This is a genomic window from Enterobacter sp. 50588862, assembly GCF_001462935.1.
Taxonomy (GTDB): domain Bacteria; phylum Pseudomonadota; class Gammaproteobacteria; order Enterobacterales; family Enterobacteriaceae; genus Enterobacter; species Enterobacter bugandensis.
Genome location: NZ_LNHM01000007.1, coordinates 36,009 through 60,050, shown reverse-complemented (window position 1 = coordinate 60,050; position 24,042 = coordinate 36,009). Strand labels below are relative to the sequence as shown.

Sequence of the window (24,042 nt, the reverse complement as noted above, 5' to 3'; positions counted from 1 at the left end):
AAAAAAGTATACCCGACCGATAAGTCAGCTTTGTATCCCATTTCATCAGGCACCAGGGGCGGTGGAATGCGGGTTGTTGCCCACAATGTATCCCATTCTGTATCTCATTTGTAGTAGGTGTGTATTTGCTTCTGATCTGACTAACCATTAACAAGTTTCTTGCACATCTACAGCAATGTAACTGGAACAAGTTTACGGGACATTTTGTGTCACGAGAGTCATACTTAACACTAAGATTACGCTTCTCTATTAGTCAAACCATGACTTGAACGTGTACTTGTCCCGCGCTTCCTGCTCTGACATCCCTGTGTAAGCAAAGAACTTTTTAAAGTCTGGTTTCTTAATTGGTTCTATACACTTCAAAAACGCCGCTTGTTTGTTCTCATAAGTCGGCACACCTCCCCATTCCCTGACTCGACTTAACTCAATGTTGCTTTCTGCGATAGCAGGAAACTCAGAAAGAAAGTGATAAAGTTCAACGATTACATGATCTATCAGCGCGATAGAGGTTTCAGTGATGTCAATGAAGCCCCCACAAAGTTTTTTTCCAAGCGTCTGTTGGACATGTTCGAGCGTCAGAATGTCACCATACATCGAAATCTTATCTTTAACTTGTTCGTTCAACTCGTTTCTGTATCTGAGTAAACCCATTGCCTCGTTGTAGTTTCCGAACATAGCCCCTACTCTGACACTGTTTCGCCAGGTTCCCCTTAGCTCTTCAGATGACGGGGTTCTAATCTTCATTCGTAAAATACGATGCTTAATTTTCCATACGACTGACTCATACAGTTTTTTGTTCGCGGTCGGTATTGGACGTATAAAATACAAGCTGTTTGTACTAAATGTTACATCATCAAACTTTGTGATTATCGTTGTAAAAGCACCAGCCCTTACAAGTGGCTCATCACTGTCTATCTTAAGGTAATTGGTTTTGATGGCAACTAGGTTACTCAAGCAATCTTGTGCTAGCGCTACAGCTTGTATGGAAGTAATCAGATTATCTCTAGCGATTTTTTGTTGCTCTTGTCTTTTGTTGATATAGACCGCTGACACCCCTCCCAGAAAGGCTGAAGCAAATGCCATCGTAACAGGGAAGATGTAATCTTTCACATAATCTGTTGTTGGTCGTAATGACTCAATGGCTTTAGATATATCGCTGGTGTGCTGGTTTAGAATTAGCCAGTCAGTGAATGTCATGATTTATCCACCGTGTACTTGTAATGCATTTTCTCCTCAGACCCTATTTTGAAATCAGGATTTGCTTGCATAATGAAACACCACAAACCAAGAGCCTTACCTTTGTAATCCTTGGGAATCTCAACAGAGAATACGTCAGGGTCAGCTTTCGGAGTTATAGCAGTCACTTCTTGCTCATATACGGTATGCTCGTTGTATGCTTCAGTTATCATCGAACTGAGGCTACCAAACATGGCAAAACCGTTGCGTTCAAAGTCCTCTAATGATTCAGGGTTAAACGTGAAGCGCACGCTGTGAAGTTTCCCGTTTTCATCCATTTCTCCCTCTGGTTCGCCACATTCCCAGCGACCAAACCGCATCAGGTAGAAAGCAATATTCTTCTCATCGTGATCTTCAATCTCTTTCTCGGCACAGTACATCTTCACGTCACCGCAAATGAAACTTGCACGATTTTCTTCATCGACAGAGGCATCTTTACTATTGTCAGCTACCAGTTCGAAAACAAGAGGGGGCTTAGTCCCGACGTTCACGTCACCGAGCATCGCCATTTCATTGTTTGCAAGTGAATGTATCGGTGTTGTTTCGTACTTGTGTTTCAGTTCAATAAATGAATTCACAGGCAGCAATGTCCACATCCTGAGACAACGGTAATAGATTGCAAAATACAATGGAACACCATTTAGCTCACTATAGCGTTGTAGTTTTGCTACGTAGTCCTTTCTCAGTAGGTATGTTGATGTTGGGTTTGGGACACTAGTATTTTTCACCTCAACGAATATCTGCCGACCGTCCTTCAGGACGAGTCTATAGTCAGGTAGTAAAATATCAGCATCATCAGAAATGACGTCACCAGTGTCTTCAATTTTTATCAGGCGACACCCTTGTAGTCCGGCGGCAACTTGACCAAAACACGCTTCCATGCGTTTCCCGTGAAGTAGTATCTGATTTTCCTGTGAAGCTTTGAGCGATTCGCCAAACTGTTCAAGAAATTTTTCAGTGTCCTCTGGTGATTTTAGTTTGTAGTCATGTTCACGGCTAAATGCTGTAAATACTTCCAGAGCTTCAAATTTTCCAGGATTTCTTACGAGGCGTTTCATCATTTGATGTTCTGTGTTTTTAGGAGGTTACCTAAAATTACACCTGAACAATGATGATGCGCAACAACACTTACAAGGAAGCCCATTTAGGGGCGCGATTGGAGAATGAATTTAGCCTAGATTTTTTGACTACCCTGTTTTGTACCATCAAGCCCCCAAATATCCGCAAGGGAAATTGCTGATAAGATATCTCTTTTGGGTATACCTGATAAAGACCATGACATAAAGTCTCAATAGGGTTTAATTTAACTCTATTGACAACAAAACAATGTGATGTATCATATGGGTATTAAATTGATATTTAAAAGAGAATCCATAATGAATGTCCGTATCTACTGTCGCGCATCTACTGAAGGCCAACATGCTGATCGTGCATTAGTTAGCCTGCGCGAATTTGCGCGAAGCAAAAACTGGTTGATTGCCGGAGAATACATTGAGAATGCAAGTGGTGCGAAGCTGGAGCGTATGGAACTGATGCGCCTACTTGCGGAAGCACAGCCTGGCGATTTGCTTCTAATTGAAGCGATTGACCGTCTCAGTCGTCTTCACCATGAAGAATGGGCTGAACTCAAAGCTACGCTGAACAGTAAAGGACTGGTTATTGTATCAATTGACTTACCGACCAGTTGGCAGATAGTTGAAATGTCCGGTAACAACCTTACCAACGGCATTCTGAGAGCAGTCAATGCCATGCTGATCGATATCCTCGCAACAATGGCACGACAAGATTATGAAACCCGTCGTAAACGCCAGGCACAGGGGATCGCGAAAGCAAAACAGGCAGGTTTGTATACGGGGAAAGAAAAGGATATGCAAGCCCGTGAAGTGGTACGCGAAATGTTGGCACAGAACGTTAAACCAGCCCACATAATGAAAGCTGCTGATATAAGTCGTGCAACGTTCTACAGGATCAAAAAGGAATTGGTAAGCTAGTTCAAATAAGTGTATCAGCTCGGACTCGAACTGACAGTTACCGCAGAAAGAGTACAATCAAATCTGACTGTCCGCTCTGAGCGAAGAGCAGACATATCGTTCAAGTCAATAGACTCTGTAGTGTTAATCACCTCGGTTTTAATAAATCACTATGCTAGTTTTTGAAGTCTATACCAGCGTTAAGGAGATGCTATGGGTGTTGAATTGCACATAACGAGAGCCGAATTTTGGGCAGATAATGAGGATGCGCAGATAACCGCTGATGAATGGCTTAACTACATAAATAACGATAATGAATTAAGCAGATATATTATAAACGGCGATTACAACGCCTTGTGGTTAGGGCACTCTTTGTACGAAGAACCATGGCTTGACTGGAGCGCAGGTAATATTTATACCACATGGCCCGATACATACCTATACAGAAAAATGTTACGGATCGCAAGACACCTTAATGCCCAAGTAATGGATGATGATGGTACGATTTACAGTGACGAATCGCAGTGGGATTATGATCCGTCAACTAACGCTTAACGTCTGCTGTTGGCTCGCAGAGGCTAGGCTGCCTGGTCCTCAGGTCTGCTTTGAGCGATCAGAGGACGTTCCTAATTCCTTTAAACAATCATCCAGGGAGGATATGATAAGAATATTCAGCTATAAAGCCTAAAGGGAATGGACATGACATTGTTTGAGGAATGTAAGGACCTTCTCAAGACAGATTTTAATGTTATGGAAGGGGATGATTTGAGTGCGGTAATGGATATTTTTCTTCAATATCCATGGTATAGCGGTGATCTCAAATGGTCGGAAATGGACTTTAGCGATTATGAACCTAGTCATGAGATGTTTAACGTGAGCGACTTAGGCAATGAAACTGTATTTGTCGTAGCGGATGATGCGAATGTGCCCGTGTTCAGAACCCATCTACAACTCATTGTCGATAATATCTACGATGTCATCGCCCTGTCACCTAAACTATTTATTTTTAACGATAAGATAATGATTAAGCCTTTATTCCCTCATGATCTTATAAGGGTTGGTCTGCGAAAGTGATGAGTAAAAATGCTAACCAGCTCCCCGTTGCTCAACTAAGACTGTTGTTCTCCACGTCCGCTCCTGCTATGGAGCGGACTAACTGACTGAGCAAAAGTTCCGCTGTGAGCGAGCCGCGGGGTTCGCAATGCATACTTATAACAAAATGCCTTGAGACATAGAGAGCTGGCCACCTAATTACAAACCAGGACTAGTCAGGTATGATGATTTTAATTATGTCTTCGTGCTAAATTAAATTATATTGCAAAAAGACAACTTAAGTAACTGGTGTTTGTAAATATAAGTACTTTTACCTAGTCATAATCATATGGAATTGTACCAATTTTGGGAGAATCGGCAAATGTATTTTTTTCGAAAGATACAAATCCTGGTCTATTAATTGTACTACCTCTAGAGGTATCATAGTGAACCGATAATATGCTTTGAAGTATTCTCTGCAACGTGATATGAGGTCTTTTTGTACAATCCACACCCACATATTGAGCATGACCTTCTACAGTCGTGTTGTCCTTTCTAAGTTTAAATATACAAGTCTTATTTGCAACTATAACTTCGTTAATAAGAGTGGAAAAAGACCCTCCATTCTCCTTTGAAATGCTTGAGAATATTTTCGCATTGAGACCTCTCAATGTTTTGATGTCACTATCAAAAGAAAAAATAGCTGTGTGAGGCGTTCTTTTTTTATTTCCAGAGCATAAGGTGGCAGCATCTCTTAATGCTTTAACCTCATGGTGAATGTCATTTGTCTTTAATTTCTTTTTTACGGATATTATACTCACAACACCTTCAGGTGGGACAATACAGAATTCTTCAAATCTTTCATAGATTGGATAATTGGCAACATCATACACTATAATATCTAATTGCCTTGAATGACGATCTGGAAAGTTTTCAACACGAGTATTATCCTCTATTCCTGTTTTAGTTGAGGGGCTAAGAATAAATCCAGACATGGCTTTTAGATTAGAGGGAAGATGGCTATTAAGAAACGATCTTAACAAGGATTCAATATAACGTCCTTCCTCACCTCGGTGATAAGCGCCTTTGGAATTTGTATTAGGCAATAAAGTTTCTATCACACGATATCTTTCCATGATTTCTTTAGCTTCAATATCAAAAAAATTACGAACTCTTAGACCTTTGCTATTTTTTTCCACAGTGTGTTACTCCTTTCAAAAAAGTGGTTAATAATATCAAATTATAAATCGTCCATTTCACTCAATGTGACTATACAAAGAGTGGGATACGAAAGCAATAATCATTCAAATTGATTCGTATAAAATATAAATCCCCAGACATAACTTAGATGGTTTTGCCTTTATTAATAATATTGACCTTCTCCCCTTAGATTGACACAGTATAGAGTTAGAACATCAGCTTCTGGCACAAAGCGGATGGACATATGTGGAATGTTCGCTATGAGTGGAGTGAGGGAAAAGTTGATGCTGCGCAACATATCATCCCATAATGATTGAAAGGTAACGACACCAGGCGTATCAAAAGAGACGGCAACTTTGCCATTCTTTAAGGAAACAGATATATGGCGGACAGAAGACCTCTTAATCCAGGCGTAGTTGTTCCTAAACCCGGCGGTGGTACGCAGCCCCGTGATCGTAACAATGATGGTAGAGTTCGAGAAAAACGCTCGGATGCCGGGAAGCCGCGCAAATAATGACAAGCCGCCTCAGGGCGGCTTAATCCGCCATACCGTGTTGTCTAACCGGTGCCTGTCGCACCAGTAGGCTCTGAACGTTTTGAGATAACAACACCTAACTTTGCAGATACGCATCGTCAGTTCAGTAATGAGCGTCCAGAAGACATTCATAATTAGGTCGCCATGGATGTCGATAACATCGCCGTGTGTCAATCAACGGAGAACAGGTCAGGCGCGCTATGTTATTTTTGCTATAAGTGAATATTTCCTTATTTAGTTCCTTTCAATACAATACGTTAAGTCAGTTTTCTGTATCTCGATTGAGGTTATTTTTTATTTTCTTTATAGCAGACCAATACATACCCTCAAAGTTATCATCAATCACATCAATTGTAATAACCTCAACACCGAATGCCTCAAGCAGTCCTTTTTTTTCATCACTGATAGTATGAGTGTAAAAATATATTTTGTTATTAATTGTTGCTTCAGATGAAAAACGGGCTCGCTTATTTAGCACCCACCATATGTCAGTCTCGCTATAGTCTAATGAAAAGCCGATAATGTGTACATTGCTTGAGAAAAATAGATCCACCCATGATGTGTGACAAAATGAAGCATCTCTAAGTTTTTCTAACATCGGTTTAACAGAAACGTCAGCGCCATTAACTTTATGTGAGTAGTTGCCTTTAACATAAGCATCGATTTTGCTCACTGAACCACAATAATGATCTAAACCAAGCATAATAGATTTGGGGTTGTCTATTTCACCATGTATATTCCACAGGAATTTTGAATTATTCTGTGATTCATACATTCGTTTTCTTCTCAAGCTATAAATTTCCTCTGAACTTAGCTTTACTGGCGAAATATCAAGCGCCTTTTCTAAGGCGTAATCATAATTAGTAGTAAGATAATGCTTAAAAGGTAGCGATGCTAACTCCTCAAGAACATCATTTGATCCTTGCTCTCGTAGTTCGTTAGCTATAACATTTTTTATTTCAAGCTCATCTTTTTTTTCGCTTCTATCTGGCGCATGTTTTTCTAGATAGATTCGCTCATACACCATAGTGTTTGGCAACTGGCCGCTTTCGAACTTATTGATACCTTTTATGTTATCGAGTAAATTACTCCAGGTGACGTGATTTTCAGAAAGTCTGTTTATTCCATTACCAAAAAAAAGAGTGTTTGTCATATGTACCATTTGATTTTAACTCGTAAAATATATTGTTGATTTTTTGTGCTAAACTCATTCACGATCATTGTTGCTCCTTTGTCGAGTGAAGAGTTCAAGTGCTCGTTCGTAATTAATTTTATGTTTTCCGTGTGGTGTCGCCTCGATGAACATCCGCATCTCCTGAGGAGAGAAAGAGAATTTCCTCGGCAGTTTTAGCTTTCTTTTTACTGTTCCATCCGCAGAATTACACTGACCACAAATTAGTGTTTCAGGAAACCGAGGCTCTCCTAAGTTCATGTAATCATTAGAATGGTCGTGATGTTTGTGCAATGCGGCAACCCAATCCATAAAGGCGTCAGGCGTATTCGGGAACCGGAGGGTCCATCTCATGATCTGAAATTTGCTGCGTCCACATCCTGGGCAGATCCAAGAGTCTCCCGTTGCTTTCCAGAGTTTATGATAATGGAGTCCTGTATGGTTCAGATATTCTTCATATGTAGGCGTTTTTTTCATGAAAATTTCACGTGCTCCACTCTACGGCACTTCTGCAGTTAGGGTGCTATTCAGGATGGCTTAATCTATATCAATAGCCCATATGTGAACACAATTATGACGACTCCAGAACCGTCCTAATTTATCATCTATTATGGCTATACACTCGATGACATCGAGCAAGACGGGCCTCTTTGCTACCAATAGAAACCCACAAGACTATAAATTGCAGCTCTTTCCGGGCAAGGATTTGTCCCGGGTTAACAATACGCATCCTACTAGTCAGTGGGTTTTTCACATAGGTAGCGAATAGGTATAGCAAAATTTTATGTTGGTTTCACTATAGCTATACAAATCGACCACTGAAACAATCGCATCTGTATTGGACGCGCTTGCAAAGGCAGCTTCCCTTACCAACAACCATACCGTTTGCCCTGGAGGCAGCGCGGGTGTAAAACATGGCGCACTTTAAACAGCTATGTTTCGGAAACAGCCCCATCACTCCCTGCATATGTGCTCTTTGTAAAGCAAACCATGTGTCCATCTGAAAAAATCGGTGTGCACCTGCCTGAATGATTCGCTAGCGAAAAATTAAACGCGAATACCACGAAGTACATTAAGCAGAGCGGGCTCACGCTCAATAAGCCACAGCATTTTTTATGCAATACCCGAGGGTACGCGCCGCTGTTGGTCCCAGCTACGAATCAAATCGACACTGGTCCCCACAACCTCAGCAAATTCTGCCTGCTTCATCCCCGCATGTTTGCGGATAGCCTTCACGTCCGGCAGGGGGTGACGGTGAACATTTTCAGCGGCAGGCTGGATCTGACCGCTTTCTATGGCCACCATTTCCTCCATGCTGTTGATCAAGGCGTCAAAAAGTTTCTTTTCCATAAATTTATCCTCGTTACGGAGAGGCCTGCCATCGCAGGGTTACGACTATTTCAGTTGCTGCATTAGTGCCTTCATCGCAGCTTTTTCATTCTCGCTAAGATCGTCTTTAGCGTTCTTTGGATATATCAGCAACAGGTATAACCTGCCGCTGGCAAGGCTAAGGTAGAAATAACCCTTACCCCACCCCGCTTGCCCATTCCCGGGCGACTCCAGCGGATCTTTCTGCATCCCCCGGTATGACTGATTGTGTCTCCACGCTCATGAGCTTCCAGCAAATATGTCTGCAACTCCCGGAATTCATCATCATCCATGAGATCCTTACGCAACATTCTTGTAGGTTTTTCATCTGTCCCGGTAAGCGACTGTTGCCAGGTCCCGAAGTTCCGCCATCATCATTAAGGGTTTTTGCATCAGGATATCTGGCGAGGCACTGCTGGCGAACTGCGGCTACCTCGCCGTTTACCCGGACTAGGGCTGATGGAAAACACCACATTCTTTAAAACACATGATTCTGAAGCGTGAAACGCCGTGCCGGTCTGCGGACGCCGATTAAATGTCTTCACTCAAATCGCTGTTCACCTTTACGATCTTCAAGCTGTTCCCGATCCCGTTGATGCTCTATCATAAGCATTAAGCTTTCATGGATGTCTCTTGCAGCCTTTGAAATATCAGCCCGCTGGTGGTGGATGAGTTCACCGAAAGCGTCAGCCCGTGCCTGCAATATATTTGCAATATGGCCAGTACGTCCAATACTACTTGTCGGACTCGTTAAGTCAGCAAAAGATTCCAGGACCACGGAAGGGTCAGGTGCCGCCTCAAGTAACTTGACTGCATTTTTATGTAAGACCGTCCCGCTTGAGTCAGAAACACTTACCCAGAGTTCTAATCCCTGCGGTACAGATGCCCACAAGCCCGGATCGTCACTGCAGGAGCACCAGTTAATGAGGGTTTCGATGTCAACGCCTGAAAGCAGCGGAGTATCCCCAAGGCTTCCTCGCATAAAGAACAAGCGCATAACCCTTAGGTCTTCAGAACCGGTAAAGAGACGGGAGAGAAACGCTTCAGGGATAAGTTCCACGGTTGTCTGTATTGTTTTACGATAATCATGCATAAAGCCGTAGTGCCTATCAATCGCAGAGAAGACAGCATCCAGCCACTGATGTTTGAGCCCGTCGCGATCATCTGACTGCAGTGCCGCCGCCACGACCGATTCCATAAAGTCATCAACGAGGTTACCCCGGAGGTCAGTCTCTTTCTGTAAAACCTGAATGGCCGCCCTGAGACCGATGTGAAGAAGTTCGGGACCAGGCATGTCCTCTGACGTCTTTTTGCCATGTAGCCTCATACCGAGCCCATTCAGGACCACTTCCTCGCCGCTTTGCAGGACTAAGAGTCGTTCGGCCAGTTCGAGCACCCGAGAGGCTGGCAGATGCCGGCATTTTTTATCCCACAAAAAGGTGTCAAACATAAACGGGCGGATATCCGGTTTATCCAGAAGCGACATGCATCGATTCAAATCCGTTTCGGTAAAATCGCGCTGAGGATGAATTTTAACCAGGACCCGACTCAGTGATGGATGCACTGCGCACTGATCCAGAAACTCATGGACCAGGGGTTCATTAATACGATCCACACCGTCGATAAAGCCCAGAAATACCGAAAAATCCTTATTTTCAGTAGTGTCCTGGTCCAGCTCGCTTAAAAGTAAATGCCAGTGCTCACGAGGATCCACAGCGCCCTGAGCCAGCCCCTGCCCGAATGCGCGCCGGTAAGGCATCCACTCAGAAGAAAACAGATTAGGTCTCAGATCAGAAAGACAAAGCCTTGATGCGGCAAACTCACGCCCCAGTTGCTCTGCTCTGGCCGTCAGTCGCTGCTCTGCCTCAGCGTATCGGTCATGGCCATGTCGGTTAAATTCGTCATCAAGCACCCAGTTGTGCTGGCCTTTGCTCAGGACATAAAGCCGTATGCCAGAAAGCAAATCATTCGGCCTGAGCTCCTTTTCAAGTGCATCAAGCGTGTCCAGCAACAGGTGCGAGACCTGAGGATCCTTTCGCAGAAAGTGCAGTCGGGTCCGAATCGCCTTCCAGCCCTCTCCCCAGGGAAGACGGGCATGCAGTGCACGGGCGGCATCAACCAGCACGGAGCCCATCTTCTTGTCGCTCCACAGGCCGCTGAGTGAATTTGCCAGAATAGTCCGTGCACCGCTGGCAAGATGATTCTCGCTGTCGTTTCCTGCGCGAACGGCAATCGCAATGAACGCACGTCGCCACGTTATCAACGCCTCATAGTCTGGTTCTGCCCCGTAATCCCTCGGGCGGGCACCAAACTCACAGATCCCCGAGCCTGTCCACGTCGAACCGCTAAGTCCGGCAGAAAGCATTCTCAGTCCAAGCGCCCGACGCTGTGGCATACCTGATGAGAGACATTTTTCCAGAAGCGTAATCCGCTGTTCAAGAGACGCGTGTGTACCCGACAGGTAGGGCTGACAGAACAGAGTCAGTATCTCCCGTGCATTCTGCTGACCAGGTTTATCCGTTTCGTTATCGGCGATGTGCAGAAGAAGGCTGGCGCAACGGTCAAAGTATGATGCCTCCCACGCAAGAACCTGCAAAAGATTGAGGATAGTGCTCCAGCGCGGATCGTAATGTCTCTCCCGGCTTTTAAAGTCTGAGATCCTGAGGACCGCGTCAATCCTGTTAAGCAGAACGTCCGGCACCACCGGCGCAATGTACTCCAGCATACGAACCGGCTCATCCCCTAAGCCCAGCAGATTACCCAACACCCCTTCCGACTGAAGCCACGCGGCAGAAATCGCCTTTGCCACCGGATGATCGTGTAAAAGCCCCAGCCGGTGAGCAAAGGACATAAGCAGGCGCTCGCGTCCCGGCGCTTCAAAGGCAGACCTGAGACACGCGACCGGAAAGCTGTCCAGCGCCGAGGCGGCCAGCCTGTTCGCAATAGCATGCGGTAAGATGGCCCGCCAGTGCGACCTGGCCTGAAGAATGTGGCGATAGGTCAGCTTGTTAAGCGTCCGGTAGAGCTGGTGATATGAATAACCCGCGAGCGAGCCCAGGATCCCCAGCTCACTGTCGCTGGCTTCAGAAACGTCACTCGAAAATGAGTAGACCAGCGAAAGGAGTTCGGCCTGCTCCCGTAATCCCTCGTCCGGTCCGTGGCGCTGTTCAAAAAGCCGGTTGAAGAGTTGTGCATCAGACAGAACGGCCAGCGACTCCCCGTCCTCCACTCTCTCGGCGATAGCCAGTGAGACTCTGGCATTCCCGTCAGCGAATTGCGCGATCCGACGGGCGTTAAACTGTCCGATACCGGGGAAACGGCGCAGCAGAAGTTTTTCCGCAACGTCCGGCCCTACCGCCTCGATGTGGATCACCTCAGTGGTCTGGGGTTTGTCTTCCCGAATATCATACTCAACGGTGATAAGTTTGATCATGCTTCCGTGAGAGGTGACTTTTGCCGCGAGGGAGGCATGAATTTCAGGCGGGCAGTTATCGAGAACCATTATTGCGCTGCGCTGGTCAGCGATGAGGCGTTCCAGCATGGCTGCGGCAGAAGGGTTCGGATCGTCACCGGTATCGGCATACACCGCCAGGGTGCGGTCCAGGGCATCAGTACCGATGGATCTCTCAAACAAGGCCTGAACGATCCTCGTTTTACCCACGCCCGATAAACCGGTAACACGCACGGCTTTCCGGGTGGTCCGGATAAGCTGGCGTATCGGCCCGATGGCATCCTGAATACTCATGGGGCGAGCTTGCTCCGACGGAAGTGAGATCCTGATACCGGAGGCGGTAATCAGGGTATCGTCCGCCCCCTCAGGAGGGCAACTCCATGCGCCATAGGGCTGCCAGCCGGAATATCCCCGCCCCAGTATTCTGTTCACCCAGAGCATCACCGACGGATATTGACGTATCCACTGCGCGAGTTTAGCGCGATCATAGAAGGCCAGATGAAGATCTGCATGACAGGGATCGTGCCTGACAGCCTCCTGCATCGCTCTGACGCGTTCGGCAAGCATGGAGGGGGAGCAGTCCTCGTCCAGACTGACAATGATATAGCTTCCCCCCTTTGCGGCCTGTACGGATACCATGGAAGAAAGGACGCCAGAAGGTGCCATCTCTCGCAGAATATCTGCCCTTCGCATCTTATGCTTTTTGGCCTGGAAGACGGTATCCGGTCGTTCTATATATCCGGAGATGAATTGTTCGACCGGCAGCTGCACGTGGACATCCACTCCCCCATCAGGTGCATTGATCGATCCTGCCCAGCGCACCCGCGCCGGGCTGTGACCGCAGGCCGCCACGTCGGCCTCAGAAAGGCGAGCAATTAACTCTTCGAGAAGAGTATCCGAAAGTCCGAGTAATTCATCTTTTTCGATATCAAAGATCGCCATAGCGCATCGTCCTGAGAAACAGTCAAATGATTTACATCCGTTGTTCAGGATATTATGCAATCTGAGCCAGATTGTCCCGGACTAGCCGCCCGTTAGCATAAGCCAGGCGCGAGTCTTCTCTGGTTTGGATACCGTGCCTTTTGCGTTGTTCCGGGAGGCCATCACTGATTTGTGCAATTTATTCTTCCAGACGACTCCAGTCAGGGCCGATGACAGCCAGCTGAATCGCCACGGGTTTAACAGATACCTCAGAGTCAATTAAGATGACTTAAAGAGAGGTTACCATGAGTGGTTAGCGTTATACCGAAGAGTTTAAAATCGCAGCAGTCATACAGGTTGTTGATTGCTGTCATTCTGTTTCCAGCGCTGAAACACATCTCGATATGGCCATCCACAGCCTTTACGCATGGTTATCCGGTTCGATAATGCGTCAGCTTTTATTAAGAGCTGGCTTCTGAATCGTCCGCTTTTGGCACAGAGCGGACAAGTTCACTGGACTGAAGGTCTGCGGTGAACGAGGAGCGGAGGCTAGCAGTTGAGCTCGTAGCCAAATAGTCGCATTACTAACATTGCGACGTGTTAATCAACGCGGAGCAGATCACGCTGGAATGATATTCCTGTCGCAAGGCTCTAGATAATCCGTATATAATCATTATTCGAATCTTCGATGGAATGAATATGATGACAGAACCTTTAAGTTGGGAGTGCTGGCGCAAGGTTTACTTGAACAAGAAAAACAAAAAAAGAGCCTCGCTTGAACGGTGGGGGCTACGAAACCTACATTCTGTAGAAACTCTTGATCACATTGTTTCTGAAGTTAAAAAAACATACTTAAACAACAATCCATACATTAAAGTCAGCGCAAACTCAGTTTGGGTTGATGGGACACCTCAGGCAAAGTTTACCGTAAGCAAGCACGAAAATGTGAAAAACTCCTCTACGAGTTACGGCAACACGAATCAGGTAAGTCTTAAAGCTAGGAAAGATGAAGTCCTTAACTGCGAACTAGCAGACCTTTTGTTTATCTTCAATGAATTTAACAGCCAAAATGGTTTTAAAAAAGTCCGTGCCGTTTTATTACAGGGCAAGTGCTCAGAAAAAAACAATTTATTGCCGGATGGACCTTCAACAGAAAAAGAAAGGAAGTTACTTGAATCGGTTAACCGGGAAGAATTGCTGACCTTATATCCTGGTACTAAAGCATCTGGTAATGAAATAGGGACGTACAAACTTGGTGGATATCAACCGGGACTCGCTGATTGCGCCAAGTATCTGATGATGCCGAAATATGAAGCGTGGAACTACAAATCTCCTGAAAATACAGGACCTTACGTGATAGGTTGGCCAGAAAATTCGTCAAGTAAAAGTCTCGGTGTAACAAAAAATTACTTAGATGCAATCATCGATGAAATGCTCAAATTTCAAACCATGGGAAGAGAGGTTAAATTCAAAAATGGCGATATAGACAGGACATGCGAATGGTCAAAAATGATAGATGACTTGCTGACAAGTTATCATGGCGTAACTATGAAGGGCTATGATCGTCAAAGGCGTTTCTATAAGTCATCTGGATATATTCCTAGCCATATTCAAAACCTTGGTTTGATGACCGATGATGTCAGTCTTTTGAGCCTCTTACAAATAGATTATGATGATTTTGTCTGGTATTATCGCACTCGTTATGATTATTTTCTAAAAAAATATGGCATTCAGGTTGCAAAGTTAATACAACATAAGTTTGAGCAATATTTAAATTTACTTATTTCAGAGCAGGGACCTATAATTCCGACGATAATTATAAACATTGATTATAATGAAGGTGAATTTTTCCGAGGTTAAATTATCATCAGGCGGAAAATAAAAAACCCTGTTTATACAGGGTTTCTCTTTTCTGCTCTAGTATCCATTTGAACCCCGCATTTATCACAGGGAAATTTCCGATTTATTTTTTCTTATTTCATAAGATTTGTAAAAAGGACATTGTTATGGCTTATATCATGTGCTCCCAGCTAACTAATTTAGCATGGTGTTAGCAAGTTCCGCTTATGGCACGGAGCGGACTGTCAGATTAAGTCCGGCCCTGCGCCACACCTCAGTCAGGCCAAATCTGAGCTAATACAAATAAAGTTATCGTTTGACGGTCGCTGAAAGAACCTCATCCTGTGCCAGTAAAGTAATCACATCTCCGGCGATATCCGGTCTTATGCCAGGCGTTTTGTAAGTCGCATACACCGCAACCGATAATGGACTCCAATTGTGCTTCTCAGCAATACGTTTTACCTCATCGATAACCTTAAACGTATCGTTTTCCAAAGCCAGTCCTAAACGAGCTGTATCCAGATAAACGCGCTGAACTGCGGAGATATACGCGAGCTTTTTAAGTTCTGCGGTAATAATGCGCTGCGCTTCCACACCGATAGAGGAGCCCCCCTCAACGACCCCTGTCAATCCAACAAGCTTACCACCATCACTACGAGTATTGTCATCTTTGTCTCTGTGGAGCGGTACTAAGGCATTCAACTCTACATCCTGTTGAAGTAACTCCAGCAGTTCGGTCAAAAGCTCAGTTTTGATGACACCTTTTAAAGCGGCTGCTCTTTTAGCCAAGCTAATAGGTGACTGCCCCAACCGAGCCGACATTGAAATAAGGCAACTAGCGATTATGAAAATATCGTTTTCCCCGACTAGAGGGGCACACTCGGCACGAAAGGATTGCTCGTCACGAAGGAGAGGATTTGCTTTTTCAGGCTTCCTAACTTTTGATTTTGGCTGCTTCTTGCTATAGCCACGCAAGGCATCCTGTGCGCTTCGGGTTAGAATGCTGATACTTTTAATCAGACCCTCATTACCCTTGAGGTTGGCAATCATTTGCTGCATATTTTCGAGCCTGCCAAGCATCTCGGGAACAGCTTTACCCGCAGCGATCTTCTCACTGATATCATTAAGATTTCTTAAAACACCAGTAACAAGCTGCGAGGGAGCATGAACCGAGGCATGCAGTTGATGGCTTTTTTTGATTTCTTTTTCCATCAACTGGATCGCATGCTTCCAGTCGGTTTGCACACCAGCTTTAAGGGTTCCAAGATTAAGAATAGCGGTTCGAAGACTTTCGCATTTATCTAACGGAATAGGTTCACCATTCTGTTTACCTGTTTTCAGCCAGTAAACTAAGGATACAAAGTCAGCTTTAGCCGTCGCAACAAGTCCATTGATAACACGCTGCCTCGCTTCAGGGGTAAAGTGATTTATTCTCGGCGCTGGCAGACGATCATTTTTGTGCGCTATTGCTCTCTTCATATTGGATATCTCAAGTTGGCTCCATCAACGATAAATCCCGTCTGGGTTCCTGGCAGCAATCAATCCCTCTTACATATCATGTTTTAAGGTAGTGATACCCGCTGCATCATCAAAATATTGTTATATTTTGATCGCTCAGATGGTTGTTCAACTTCCGCTTCTGGCACGGGGCGGAGTGTCAAATTGGGAGAGGATCTGCGCCAAAGCAGTGTCAGGCCAAATCTAATACTTTTTCTTCGATTCTGACCGGACAATGATCATTGAACAAAACGTTCTGCCACTTGTGAAAACATAAACACTCGCTTCAACTTTTGAAGTTATGTCCTGAATTACGAGCGAAGCGAGTTCCGTCAAGCGAAGCGAAGACGGACAGTGAATACTGGTTAAGAAATAGTCAAAAAACTACATTTTTCTCTATATATAAAATATAAAAATTTAAAAGTGTAGTTATGTAGTTAGACACTCACTACGTTCGCGTCCCTCGCTTCGCTCGGAATCTTGAAGTAATGTATGATTCTCTAAGCAAAGCAATTATCGGTGAGCTATCAAGCCACTGATCGAAGCATACAGTTAATCAGGTACAAATCATGCTTTAAAACGCCCTGTGCGAGGCTGCAAGCGATTTTTATGATATGGGCAATGGGATTGCACGTCCTGGAAAGAAAAGCGCTCTACGGGCTTCCTGTTCGACATTTACGAATTCAGTGCTTTACTACTTAATTTCGATGTTGAGTACATGCGTGTTCCCTTCCCTGTTTGCAACTTACCGCGTTCTTTTGCCAGGTAAGAAAGCCAGAATATCGGACCTTCAAGTGATGAAGGATATTCACGATGAATGACGTAGTGATCGGGATAGTCCTTCGTAGCTTTAGACAAGTTTACCAGCGTTGCTTTTCCACCTGTCAGTTTCATCCAGATTTCCGTAATAATACCAGCGATCCCTCTTTCAGGAGTTCCAAACCACCTTACCGAACGATGTGGAAGTGCAATCCAGCAATGGTAATGGGGCTGTGATGCCTTTTCCTGTCCGCAAACCCAACCGTAAGCAAAATCGATAATAGGTTCCGATAAACCGTTGTTCCCTGACTCCAGGCGGGCACGTAATCGTTTGAACAGTTTGCGTATGTATTCGTTAGAGCGAAAAGGTTGAGCCAATCGAAGACTGTATCCTCTTTGAAATTGGGGAGCACAGCAATGAAACGATACAGGAAAACCAGTGTGTAAGATCTGGAAGGATGATGAATCACGAACGAAGAACATTACAGCTTTAAACAAATACAATTAACGTATATTCAGATCACTGTCTTTTACCTTACCAAATCTACCGACTTAATTATTACCGACGAGTCGCGTAGCGACGAAGTTTCACGAGGCGAAGCCGAAGTGACACACAGCATTTTTGAATGTTGACAGTAAGACTATCACTTGTTCGCTTCGCTCACTGCGTGATACTTCGTCGCTACGCGACTCGTAGTAGTTATATTATGTTATTAAAAGTTCTGATTAAGCTGATCCCTGTCATCCGTTCGCTACACTCACGTCTGAACTCGCTTCGCTCGAGTTCTTTCAGAATTATTGCTTGGGTATGATTTCAACGAGGCGCAGCCGAAGTTGCTATATATTATAACGCAAAATTAAGATTTAAAAAAACAATAACATACAAAAATAGATGTCCTTTGCATGTCTCATTCGAGGATTTTAACGCAAATAAAAAACCATATATATCAATAAGTTATAAATACATGTCTTTATATGTCACGACTTATGGGACATACAAATTTTGATTGTCCGTGAAAGATGATAAATAATGGCATCAACAACAAATCCAAATGGATGTAACCATGAAATTGTACTTTACAATCTTTCCCAAAAGAACAGAAAGCGAATCTTATTTTCTTCGCGATTCCAACGTAAAACTGAACCGGGTTGACAATAAAGAAGTTGATTTACATCTCGATTTTGAGCGTTCTTTCTCAACCATAGCCCAAAGGCGGGGACTCGATAAAAGCGAAGTAGATCGAGTTAGAAAGATTAAACAACGTCTTCCTCAGCACAAACACATAGGCGTTGCTCGCCTGAGCATAACTATATTAAAAAATCGCCAATCAGCGTTGTGTTATCTTTTCGTCTGTGAAGGCAACGTAGCATACCTGTCAGCACCTGAAATGGTTTTCTGTGGCGATTCTATGTTCATAAGCTCAACAAAAAGATGCTCGGTTTATGAAACGACCTACAAGGTCACCAAACCCGATTCGAAGCATAGTTACGTTAACCTGCGTTTTGATTCTGAATATAAACTTGTCACGAAAAGACGTGGGCCATCGAAGATTGAAAAATCGTCGCTAACTGCAGCTTCCGACGCCTCCTTATTAGAGGAAGTTAAAACTTTGCGCAAAGAAAATGAGAGGTTAAAAAAACAAAACAATGTCACTTAAAATTATAGGTGGACGCCGTTCTCATCCGAAGGCGCTGTTGCCTCTTCCAACTGTATAAGGTAAATCATAGCCTCATCGCGGTTCGTAGCACACATTTCTATTGATGGTTTAAGACTACTGCATATTTTTGGGCGTAGGGGCGACCCAAAGATGCAACACAGGTTATCTTCAGATAAATGAACACATCTTACATTAGCAGGCTTACCCTGCGACATTCCTGGGATTGGGCTTGAAATCGATGGGGCAGTACAACAAGCCCCACAATCGGTACGACATTTCATTACTGATTCCTTGCTCATCGTCCATTGGTCATTGACAGTAACAGAATGTCTTACTGGCTGATAGTCTGCCGTATATGTCCACATTTTAAAGTAATGTGACTATTCATCTTCAATGTATTGAAAATATGGGAATAGAAGCATAAATACCCCCATATGCTTTTCTTAACCTCTTCATTTTTTCAGTGTAAAATCTTGCTCAGATGCATTTTCATGCAACTTATTACAAGGAGTTACTATGGGCTTTTATGTTAAGAAGAGCATTCGCGTTGGACCGATGAGATTCAACCTATCCAAATCAGGAGTCGGTGCATCTATTGGTATAAAAGGGCTGAGGTTTGGTACTGGCCCAAGAGGAAATTACATCCACATCGGCGCTGGCGGGGTCTATTATCGTGCTTCGCTTTCACCAAGCCTGGTCCCACAGAACAGAAAGAAGGTTCAACATTTACCAGACGACTCCCCAATAGAACATGCCACTACACATGCACCTCTTGAGGAAATCGAGTCATCCCATATCTCGGAAATCGTTGATTCAAGTTCCCGAGAACTTCTTGAAGAGTTGAACAACAAACGTAAGAAGTCACAAATATGGCCCTTGGTCATGTGCCTTTCGATTGCGCTGTTACTTTACGGTTTTTCACAGGCATGGCCTGAGTGGTGCATCGCTATAGGATTTATCGCAGGGGTAGCAATCTCTGTTTTTGCTTACATGTACGATCAGCTAAGAAAGACTACTGTGCTTTTTTATGACTTTGATGATCAAATGATGGCATGTTACCAGCAACTTCATGATAGTGGAGCAAAGCTCGCAAGCTGCTCAAAAGTATGGCATATAGAGGCTTCTGGAGCCGTTTATGACCCCAAGTATCATGCCGGAGCTGGTAACTTACTACGCAGAAAAGTAACCTCTATCAGCAAATCAAAGCCTCCCTTTGTTAAAACAAATATTGAGACGATTGCTATCAATGTTGGTCGCCAAACATTACATTTTTTTCCAGATAGAGTACTCGTTTATGACCGTGAAGGTGTAGGCGCTGTTGCTTATAACCAGCTATTCGTTAATGTTGGTGATAGCCGATTCATTGAAAGCGAAGGTGTACCTGGAGATGCCATAGTCGTTGGCAGGACATGGAAGTATGTGAACAAGTCTGGAGGCCCAGACAGAAGATTTAAAGACAATTCAGAACTTCCTATATGTCTGTATGAAAACCTTTCGTTTACAAGTAATTCTGGACTAAATGAGTTATTACAACTGTCTAAAACTGGCTATGGAGAAAGCTTTTCACATTCAATCGAAACTCTTAGCAAAAAAGTCATTTCTGCTTAGCTATGTCATTTTTATACTGCGAATAATTGACTATTAGGCTTGCCTTCAGGCATGCCTGGAATGGGGCTTGAAATGGACGGAGCGGTACAGCACGCGCCGCAATCTGGACGACAATCCATACATGCTCTCTCGGTGGCGAACACCCGTACAGTCGGGCATCGGGCGCACAGTAACACCTTTTGCGTATTGATAGCAAAAGCCACGAATTCCACTTGCCTGAAAGGCCGCGCGCGAGTAATTTGGCGCGATATTTTTTACCTCCCGTAGACAGGATTACTGCAATGCCAAGAGCGAACGAAATTAAGAAAGGTATGGTACTGAATTACAACGGCAAATTGCTGATTGTGAAAGACATCGACATTCAGGCACCAAGCGCCCGTGGTGCAGCGACGCTGTACAAAATGCGTTTCGCCGATGTGCGTACCGGCCTGAAGGTGGAAGAACGTTTTAAAGGTGACGATATCGTTGATACCGTGACTCTGACCCGTCGCTACGTTGATTTCTCCTACATCGACGGCAACGAATACGTGTTCATGGATAAAGAAGATTACACCCCGTACATCTTCACCAAAGATCAGATCGAAGAAGAGCTGCTGTTCATTCCTGAAGGCGGTATGCCAGACATGCAGGTGCTGACCTGGGACGGCGTGCTGCTGGCGCTTGAACTGCCGCAGACCGTGGATCTGGAAATCGTTGAAACCGCGCCGGGCATCAAAGGCGCGTCAGCAAGTGCGCGCAACAAACCAGCGACCCTGACTACCGGGCTGGTTGTGCAGGTGCCGGAATATCTCTCCGCTGGCGAGAAGATCCGCATCCATATTGAAGAAAAACGCTATATGGGTCGTGCTGACTGATTATGGCATTTGTCGGGTGGCGGCTTCGCCACCCGACAATTCCGGTTACAGAAGCTCCGGATACTTCGTCATCTTCAGCGCCAGCTCGACCCCTCGCACTTCCGCCATCCCCTTCAGGCGGCCAATCGCCGAATAGCCCGGGTTGGTTTTCTTACGCAGATCGTCCAGCATCTGGTGTCCGTGATCCGGACGGAACGGAATAGGACGCACATCGCCCGCCTGCTTGCGACGCGCCTCTTCAGCCAGAATAGCGTCCACCACCGCCACCATATTCACATCACCGCCAAGGTGCGCCGCCTCATGGAAGGTTTTTGGGTTCTCTTCACGGCAGGTCGCACGCAGATGCGTAAAGTGAATGCGATCGCCAAAGGTTTCTATCATCCGCACGAGGTCATTATCAGCGCGCACGCCGTAGGAGCCGGTACACATGGTAAAGCCGTTATAGATGCTGTCGACCGTCTCTTTCAGCCATTGCATATCTTCAATCGTAGACACGATACGCGGCAGGCCGAGGATAGGACGCGGCGGATCGTCCGGGTGTACCGCCAGACGCACGCCGGCTTCTTCCGCAACCGGAACGATAGCGCGCAGGAAATACGCCATGTTTTCACGCAGCTGCTGCTTATCAATATTGCCGTATTCCGCCAGACGCGCGCGGAACTGGTCCAGCGTGTACCCCTCTTCCGCACCCGGCAGGCCAGCAATGATATTGCGGGTCAGCTTCTCAACGTCCGCTTCACTGGCGGCATTGAACCATTCAAGGGCCTGCTGCTGCTCTTCAGCGGTGTAATCCGCTTCGGCGCCCGGGCGTTTCAGAATGTGCAGCTCAAACGCCGCAAAGGCAATCTGGTCAAAACGCAGCGCTTTCGAGCCGTCCGGCATCTGATATTCCAGGTCGGTACGCGTCCAGTCCAGAATCGGCATGAAGTTATAGCAGACCGTATCAATGCCGCAGGCCGCCAGGTTGCGAATGCTCTGCTGATAGTTTGCAATCCAGGTCCGGTATTCCCCGGAATGGGTTTTGATATCTTCGTGAACCGGAATGCTTTCTACCACAGACCAGGTTAACCCCTTCTCCGCCAGCAGCGCCTGACGCTGTTGAATCTCCTCAACTGGCCATACCTGGCCGTTAGGAATGTGATGCAGCGCCGTGACGACACCCGTTGCGCCAGCCTGACGCACATCATCAAGAGAAACCGGATCGTTCGGCCCGTACCAACGCCAGGTTTGTTCCATTGCCTCATCCTCTCAAGTTGTTATACCAATATGGGTTACTGCAATGACGACTACCATACATGTTTACTGTGAAGGGTCAACACGCCGCCACACATTGATTGATCAAACTCACAGAACGGGGATATTTACGGCTTACCAATTTTATTTGCTGTCATATAACTTTAGACTGGCATTGTTAATTAATGGTTAATCAGGTGTGTATTTCATGAAGACAATTGCCTCAACCGCCCTTCCAGCCCAGGTTCAACAACCGCGCTACGATCGTCATCAACTGCGCTCCCGCATCGTCCATTTCGGCTTCGGTGCGTTTCACCGCGCGCATCAGGCATTGTTAACAAACCGGGTGCTGAATGAAAAAGGCGGCGACTGGGGAATTTGTGAGATTAGCCTGTTCAGCGGCGACGTGCTGATGAGCCAGCTGCGCGCGCAGGATCACCTGTTTACCGTGCTGGAGAAAGGTGCTGAAGGAAATCAGCCGATTATTGTCGGGGCCGTACATGAATGCCTGAATGCAAAGCTGGACTCTCTGCCCGCGATAATAGAGAAGTTTTGCGAGCCGCAGGTGGCGATTGTGTCGCTCACCATTACGGAGAAAGGCTACTGCATCGATCCCGCGACCGGTAAGCTGGATTTACAAAACGCCCGGATCGTCCACGATCTGGAAAATCCCGCTGAGCCGCATTCCGCGCCGGGGATCCTGGTCGAAGCCCTTAATCGCCGCCGCGAGCGCGGCTTGCCTGCGTTTACCGTGCTTTCCTGCGACAACATTCCGGACAACGGCCACGTGGTGAAAAATGCGGTGCTTGGCATGGCGCAAAAGCGCTCCCCGGCGCTGGCGGAGTGGATCGAGGGCCACGTGAGTTTTCCGGGAACGATGGTCGACAGAATTGTTCCCGCCGCGACGGAGGCCTCGCTTGCGGAGATCGCCGACGCGCTCGGCGTTGACGATCCGTGCGCCATAAGCTGCGAGCCGTTTATTCAGTGGGTAGTGGAAGATAATTTTGTCGCCGGGCGTCCGGAGTGGGAAGTGGCGGGCGTTCAGATGGTGCAGGACGTTCTGCCCTGGGAGCAGATGAAATTACGCATGCTTAACGGCAGCCACTCTTTCCTGGCGTATCTGGGGTATCTCGCCGGGTACGCGCATATTAATGAATGCATGGAGGACGCCACCTTCCGCGAAGCCGCCCGGCGGCTAATGCTGGATGAACAGGCGCCTACGCTGCGTATAAAGGATGTCGACCTGACTGCCTATGCCGACAGCCTGATCGATCGCTTTGCTAACCCGGCGCTGCAGCACCGTACCTGGCAAATCGCGATGGACGGTAGCCAGAAGCTGCCGCAGCGAATGCTGGATGGCATCCGCGTCCACCTTGAGCGTAAAACAGAATGGCCGCTGCTGGCGCTGGGCGTCGCTGGCTGGATACGCTACGTCAGCGGGTTCGACGAACGCGGCAACGCGATTGACGTTCGCGATCCCCTCAGCGATAAAATCCGCACGATTGTCGAGGCCAGCAGCGATGCCGACCGCGTCAATGCGCTGCTGGGGCTGAGCGAGGTCTTCGGTCACGATCTCGCGCAAAATAGCGTTTTCGCTGAGGCTGTTAGCCAGGCCTACCAGCGCATCACCCGCCGTGGCGCACGCCAGGCTGTTATTGAAACGTTAAATCTTTAGCGATTATTGCGCTTAATGCGAACGGACATTGCCTC

The 24,042-nt window shown here is 46.1% G+C and carries 16 protein-coding genes and 4 pseudogenes; 8 read left to right on the top strand and 12 right to left on the bottom strand.

All coding sequences use genetic code 11. The annotated features are described in order from the left end of the window. Positions 1-249: 249 nt before the first annotated feature. On the bottom strand, positions 250-1,197 hold the full coding sequence (locus APT89_RS00770; protein ID WP_060571597.1) for a hypothetical protein: 948 nt from the start codon (positions 1,195-1,197) through the stop codon (positions 250-252). Continuing rightward, positions 1,194-2,297 carry a hypothetical protein gene (locus APT89_RS00765; protein WP_192841518.1) on the bottom strand — a complete coding sequence of 368 codons (1,104 nt, stop codon included), beginning with the start codon at positions 2,295-2,297 and terminating at the stop codon, positions 1,194-1,196. The genes APT89_RS00770 and APT89_RS00765 overlap by 4 nt, the downstream gene beginning before the upstream one ends. 315 nt (positions 2,298-2,612) lie before the next feature. Between APT89_RS00765 and APT89_RS00760 the strand changes: the two genes are divergently transcribed. From APT89_RS00760 to APT89_RS00750, 3 genes are all read left to right on the top strand, one after another. Continuing rightward, positions 2,613-3,227 carry a recombinase family protein gene (locus tag APT89_RS00760; RefSeq protein WP_060571865.1) on the top strand — a complete coding sequence of 205 codons (615 nt, stop codon included), beginning with the start codon at positions 2,613-2,615 and terminating at the stop codon, positions 3,225-3,227. Positions 3,228-3,419: 192 nt separating this feature from the next. Next, a complete protein-coding gene (locus APT89_RS00755; RefSeq protein WP_060571596.1) occupies positions 3,420-3,761 on the top strand; it encodes a hypothetical protein in 342 nt (113 codons plus the stop codon). A gap of 144 nt (positions 3,762-3,905) precedes the next feature. Continuing rightward, positions 3,906-4,280, top strand: a complete 375-nt coding sequence (locus tag APT89_RS00750) for a CDI toxin immunity protein (RefSeq protein ID WP_048216548.1) — start codon at positions 3,906-3,908, stop codon at positions 4,278-4,280. 293 nt (positions 4,281-4,573) lie between these two features. On the opposite strand, the gene APT89_RS24300 is transcribed toward APT89_RS00750, so the two are convergent. The 5 genes and pseudogenes from APT89_RS24300 to APT89_RS00725 form a co-directional block, all read right to left on the bottom strand. Further along, entirely contained in the window at positions 4,574-5,437 is an 864-nt protein-coding gene (locus APT89_RS24300) for a DUF6602 domain-containing protein (protein WP_131728580.1), read from the bottom strand. 798 nt (positions 5,438-6,235) lie between these two features. Further along, positions 6,236-7,126: an SIR2 family protein gene (locus APT89_RS00740; RefSeq protein WP_060571595.1), complete on the bottom strand. Its 891-nt coding sequence runs from the start codon at positions 7,124-7,126 to the stop codon at positions 6,236-6,238. Between the two features lie 1,134 nt (positions 7,127-8,260). Then, positions 8,261-8,494: pseudogene (gene nadS, locus APT89_RS00735) on the bottom strand (NadS family protein); the annotation flags it as partial. A 45-nt stretch (positions 8,495-8,539) separates the two neighbouring features. Then, positions 8,540-8,823, bottom strand: a pseudogene (locus APT89_RS24495) (type II toxin-antitoxin system RelE/ParE family toxin). A 230-nt stretch (positions 8,824-9,053) separates the two neighbouring features. After that, on the bottom strand, positions 9,054-12,905 hold the full coding sequence (locus APT89_RS00725; protein ID WP_060571593.1) for a hypothetical protein: 3,852 nt from the start codon (positions 12,903-12,905) through the stop codon (positions 9,054-9,056). A gap of 678 nt (positions 12,906-13,583) precedes the next feature. Here APT89_RS00725 and APT89_RS00720 point away from each other — a divergent pair. Next, positions 13,584-14,744 carry a hypothetical protein gene (locus APT89_RS00720; protein ID WP_058671936.1) on the top strand — a complete coding sequence of 387 codons (1,161 nt, stop codon included), beginning with the start codon at positions 13,584-13,586 and terminating at the stop codon, positions 14,742-14,744. Positions 14,745-15,032: 288 nt separating this feature from the next. On the opposite strand, the gene APT89_RS00715 is transcribed toward APT89_RS00720, so the two are convergent. After that, positions 15,033-16,202 (bottom strand): hypothetical protein, encoded by a 1,170-nt coding sequence (locus APT89_RS00715; protein WP_060571592.1) that lies wholly within the window; start codon positions 16,200-16,202, stop codon positions 15,033-15,035. A 693-nt stretch (positions 16,203-16,895) separates the two neighbouring features. Continuing rightward, positions 16,896-17,336, bottom strand: a pseudogene (locus tag APT89_RS23015) (YagK/YfjJ domain-containing protein); the annotation flags it as partial. Positions 17,337-18,043: 707 nt separating this feature from the next. Here APT89_RS23015 and APT89_RS00705 point away from each other — a divergent pair. Further along, complete coding sequence (locus tag APT89_RS00705) at positions 18,044-18,637, top strand: hypothetical protein (RefSeq protein WP_060571590.1); 594 nt, start codon at positions 18,044-18,046, stop codon at positions 18,635-18,637. Positions 18,638-18,639: 2 nt separating this feature from the next. Here the strand turns inward: APT89_RS00705 and APT89_RS23010 are convergent, their stop codons facing one another. Further along, positions 18,640-18,918: a YkgJ family cysteine cluster protein gene (locus APT89_RS23010; RefSeq protein WP_072201639.1), complete on the bottom strand. Its 279-nt coding sequence runs from the start codon at positions 18,916-18,918 to the stop codon at positions 18,640-18,642. A gap of 235 nt (positions 18,919-19,153) precedes the next feature. Here APT89_RS23010 and APT89_RS00700 point away from each other — a divergent pair, with 235 nt between their 5' ends. Then, on the top strand, positions 19,154-20,245 hold the full coding sequence (locus APT89_RS00700) for a DUF4236 domain-containing protein (RefSeq protein WP_060571589.1): 1,092 nt from the start codon (positions 19,154-19,156) through the stop codon (positions 20,243-20,245). 35 nt (positions 20,246-20,280) lie between these two features. Here the strand turns inward: APT89_RS00700 and APT89_RS23895 are convergent. Further along, positions 20,281-20,364: pseudogene (locus APT89_RS23895) on the bottom strand (YkgJ family cysteine cluster protein); the annotation flags it as partial. A gap of 162 nt (positions 20,365-20,526) precedes the next feature. Between APT89_RS23895 and yeiP the strand changes: the two are divergent. Next, positions 20,527-21,099, top strand: a complete 573-nt coding sequence (gene yeiP / locus APT89_RS00695) for an elongation factor P-like protein YeiP (RefSeq protein WP_008500940.1) — start codon at positions 20,527-20,529, stop codon at positions 21,097-21,099. 45 nt (positions 21,100-21,144) lie between these two features. On the opposite strand, the gene uxuA is transcribed toward yeiP, so the two are convergent. After that, complete coding sequence (gene uxuA / locus APT89_RS00690) at positions 21,145-22,335, bottom strand: mannonate dehydratase (RefSeq protein ID WP_041908997.1); 1,191 nt, start codon at positions 22,333-22,335, stop codon at positions 21,145-21,147. A 205-nt stretch (positions 22,336-22,540) separates the two neighbouring features. Between uxuA and APT89_RS00685 the strand changes: the two genes are divergently transcribed. Further along, positions 22,541-24,007 carry a mannitol dehydrogenase family protein gene (locus tag APT89_RS00685; protein WP_045629871.1) on the top strand — a complete coding sequence of 489 codons (1,467 nt, stop codon included), beginning with the start codon at positions 22,541-22,543 and terminating at the stop codon, positions 24,005-24,007. Positions 24,008-24,042: the final 35 nt, after the last annotated feature.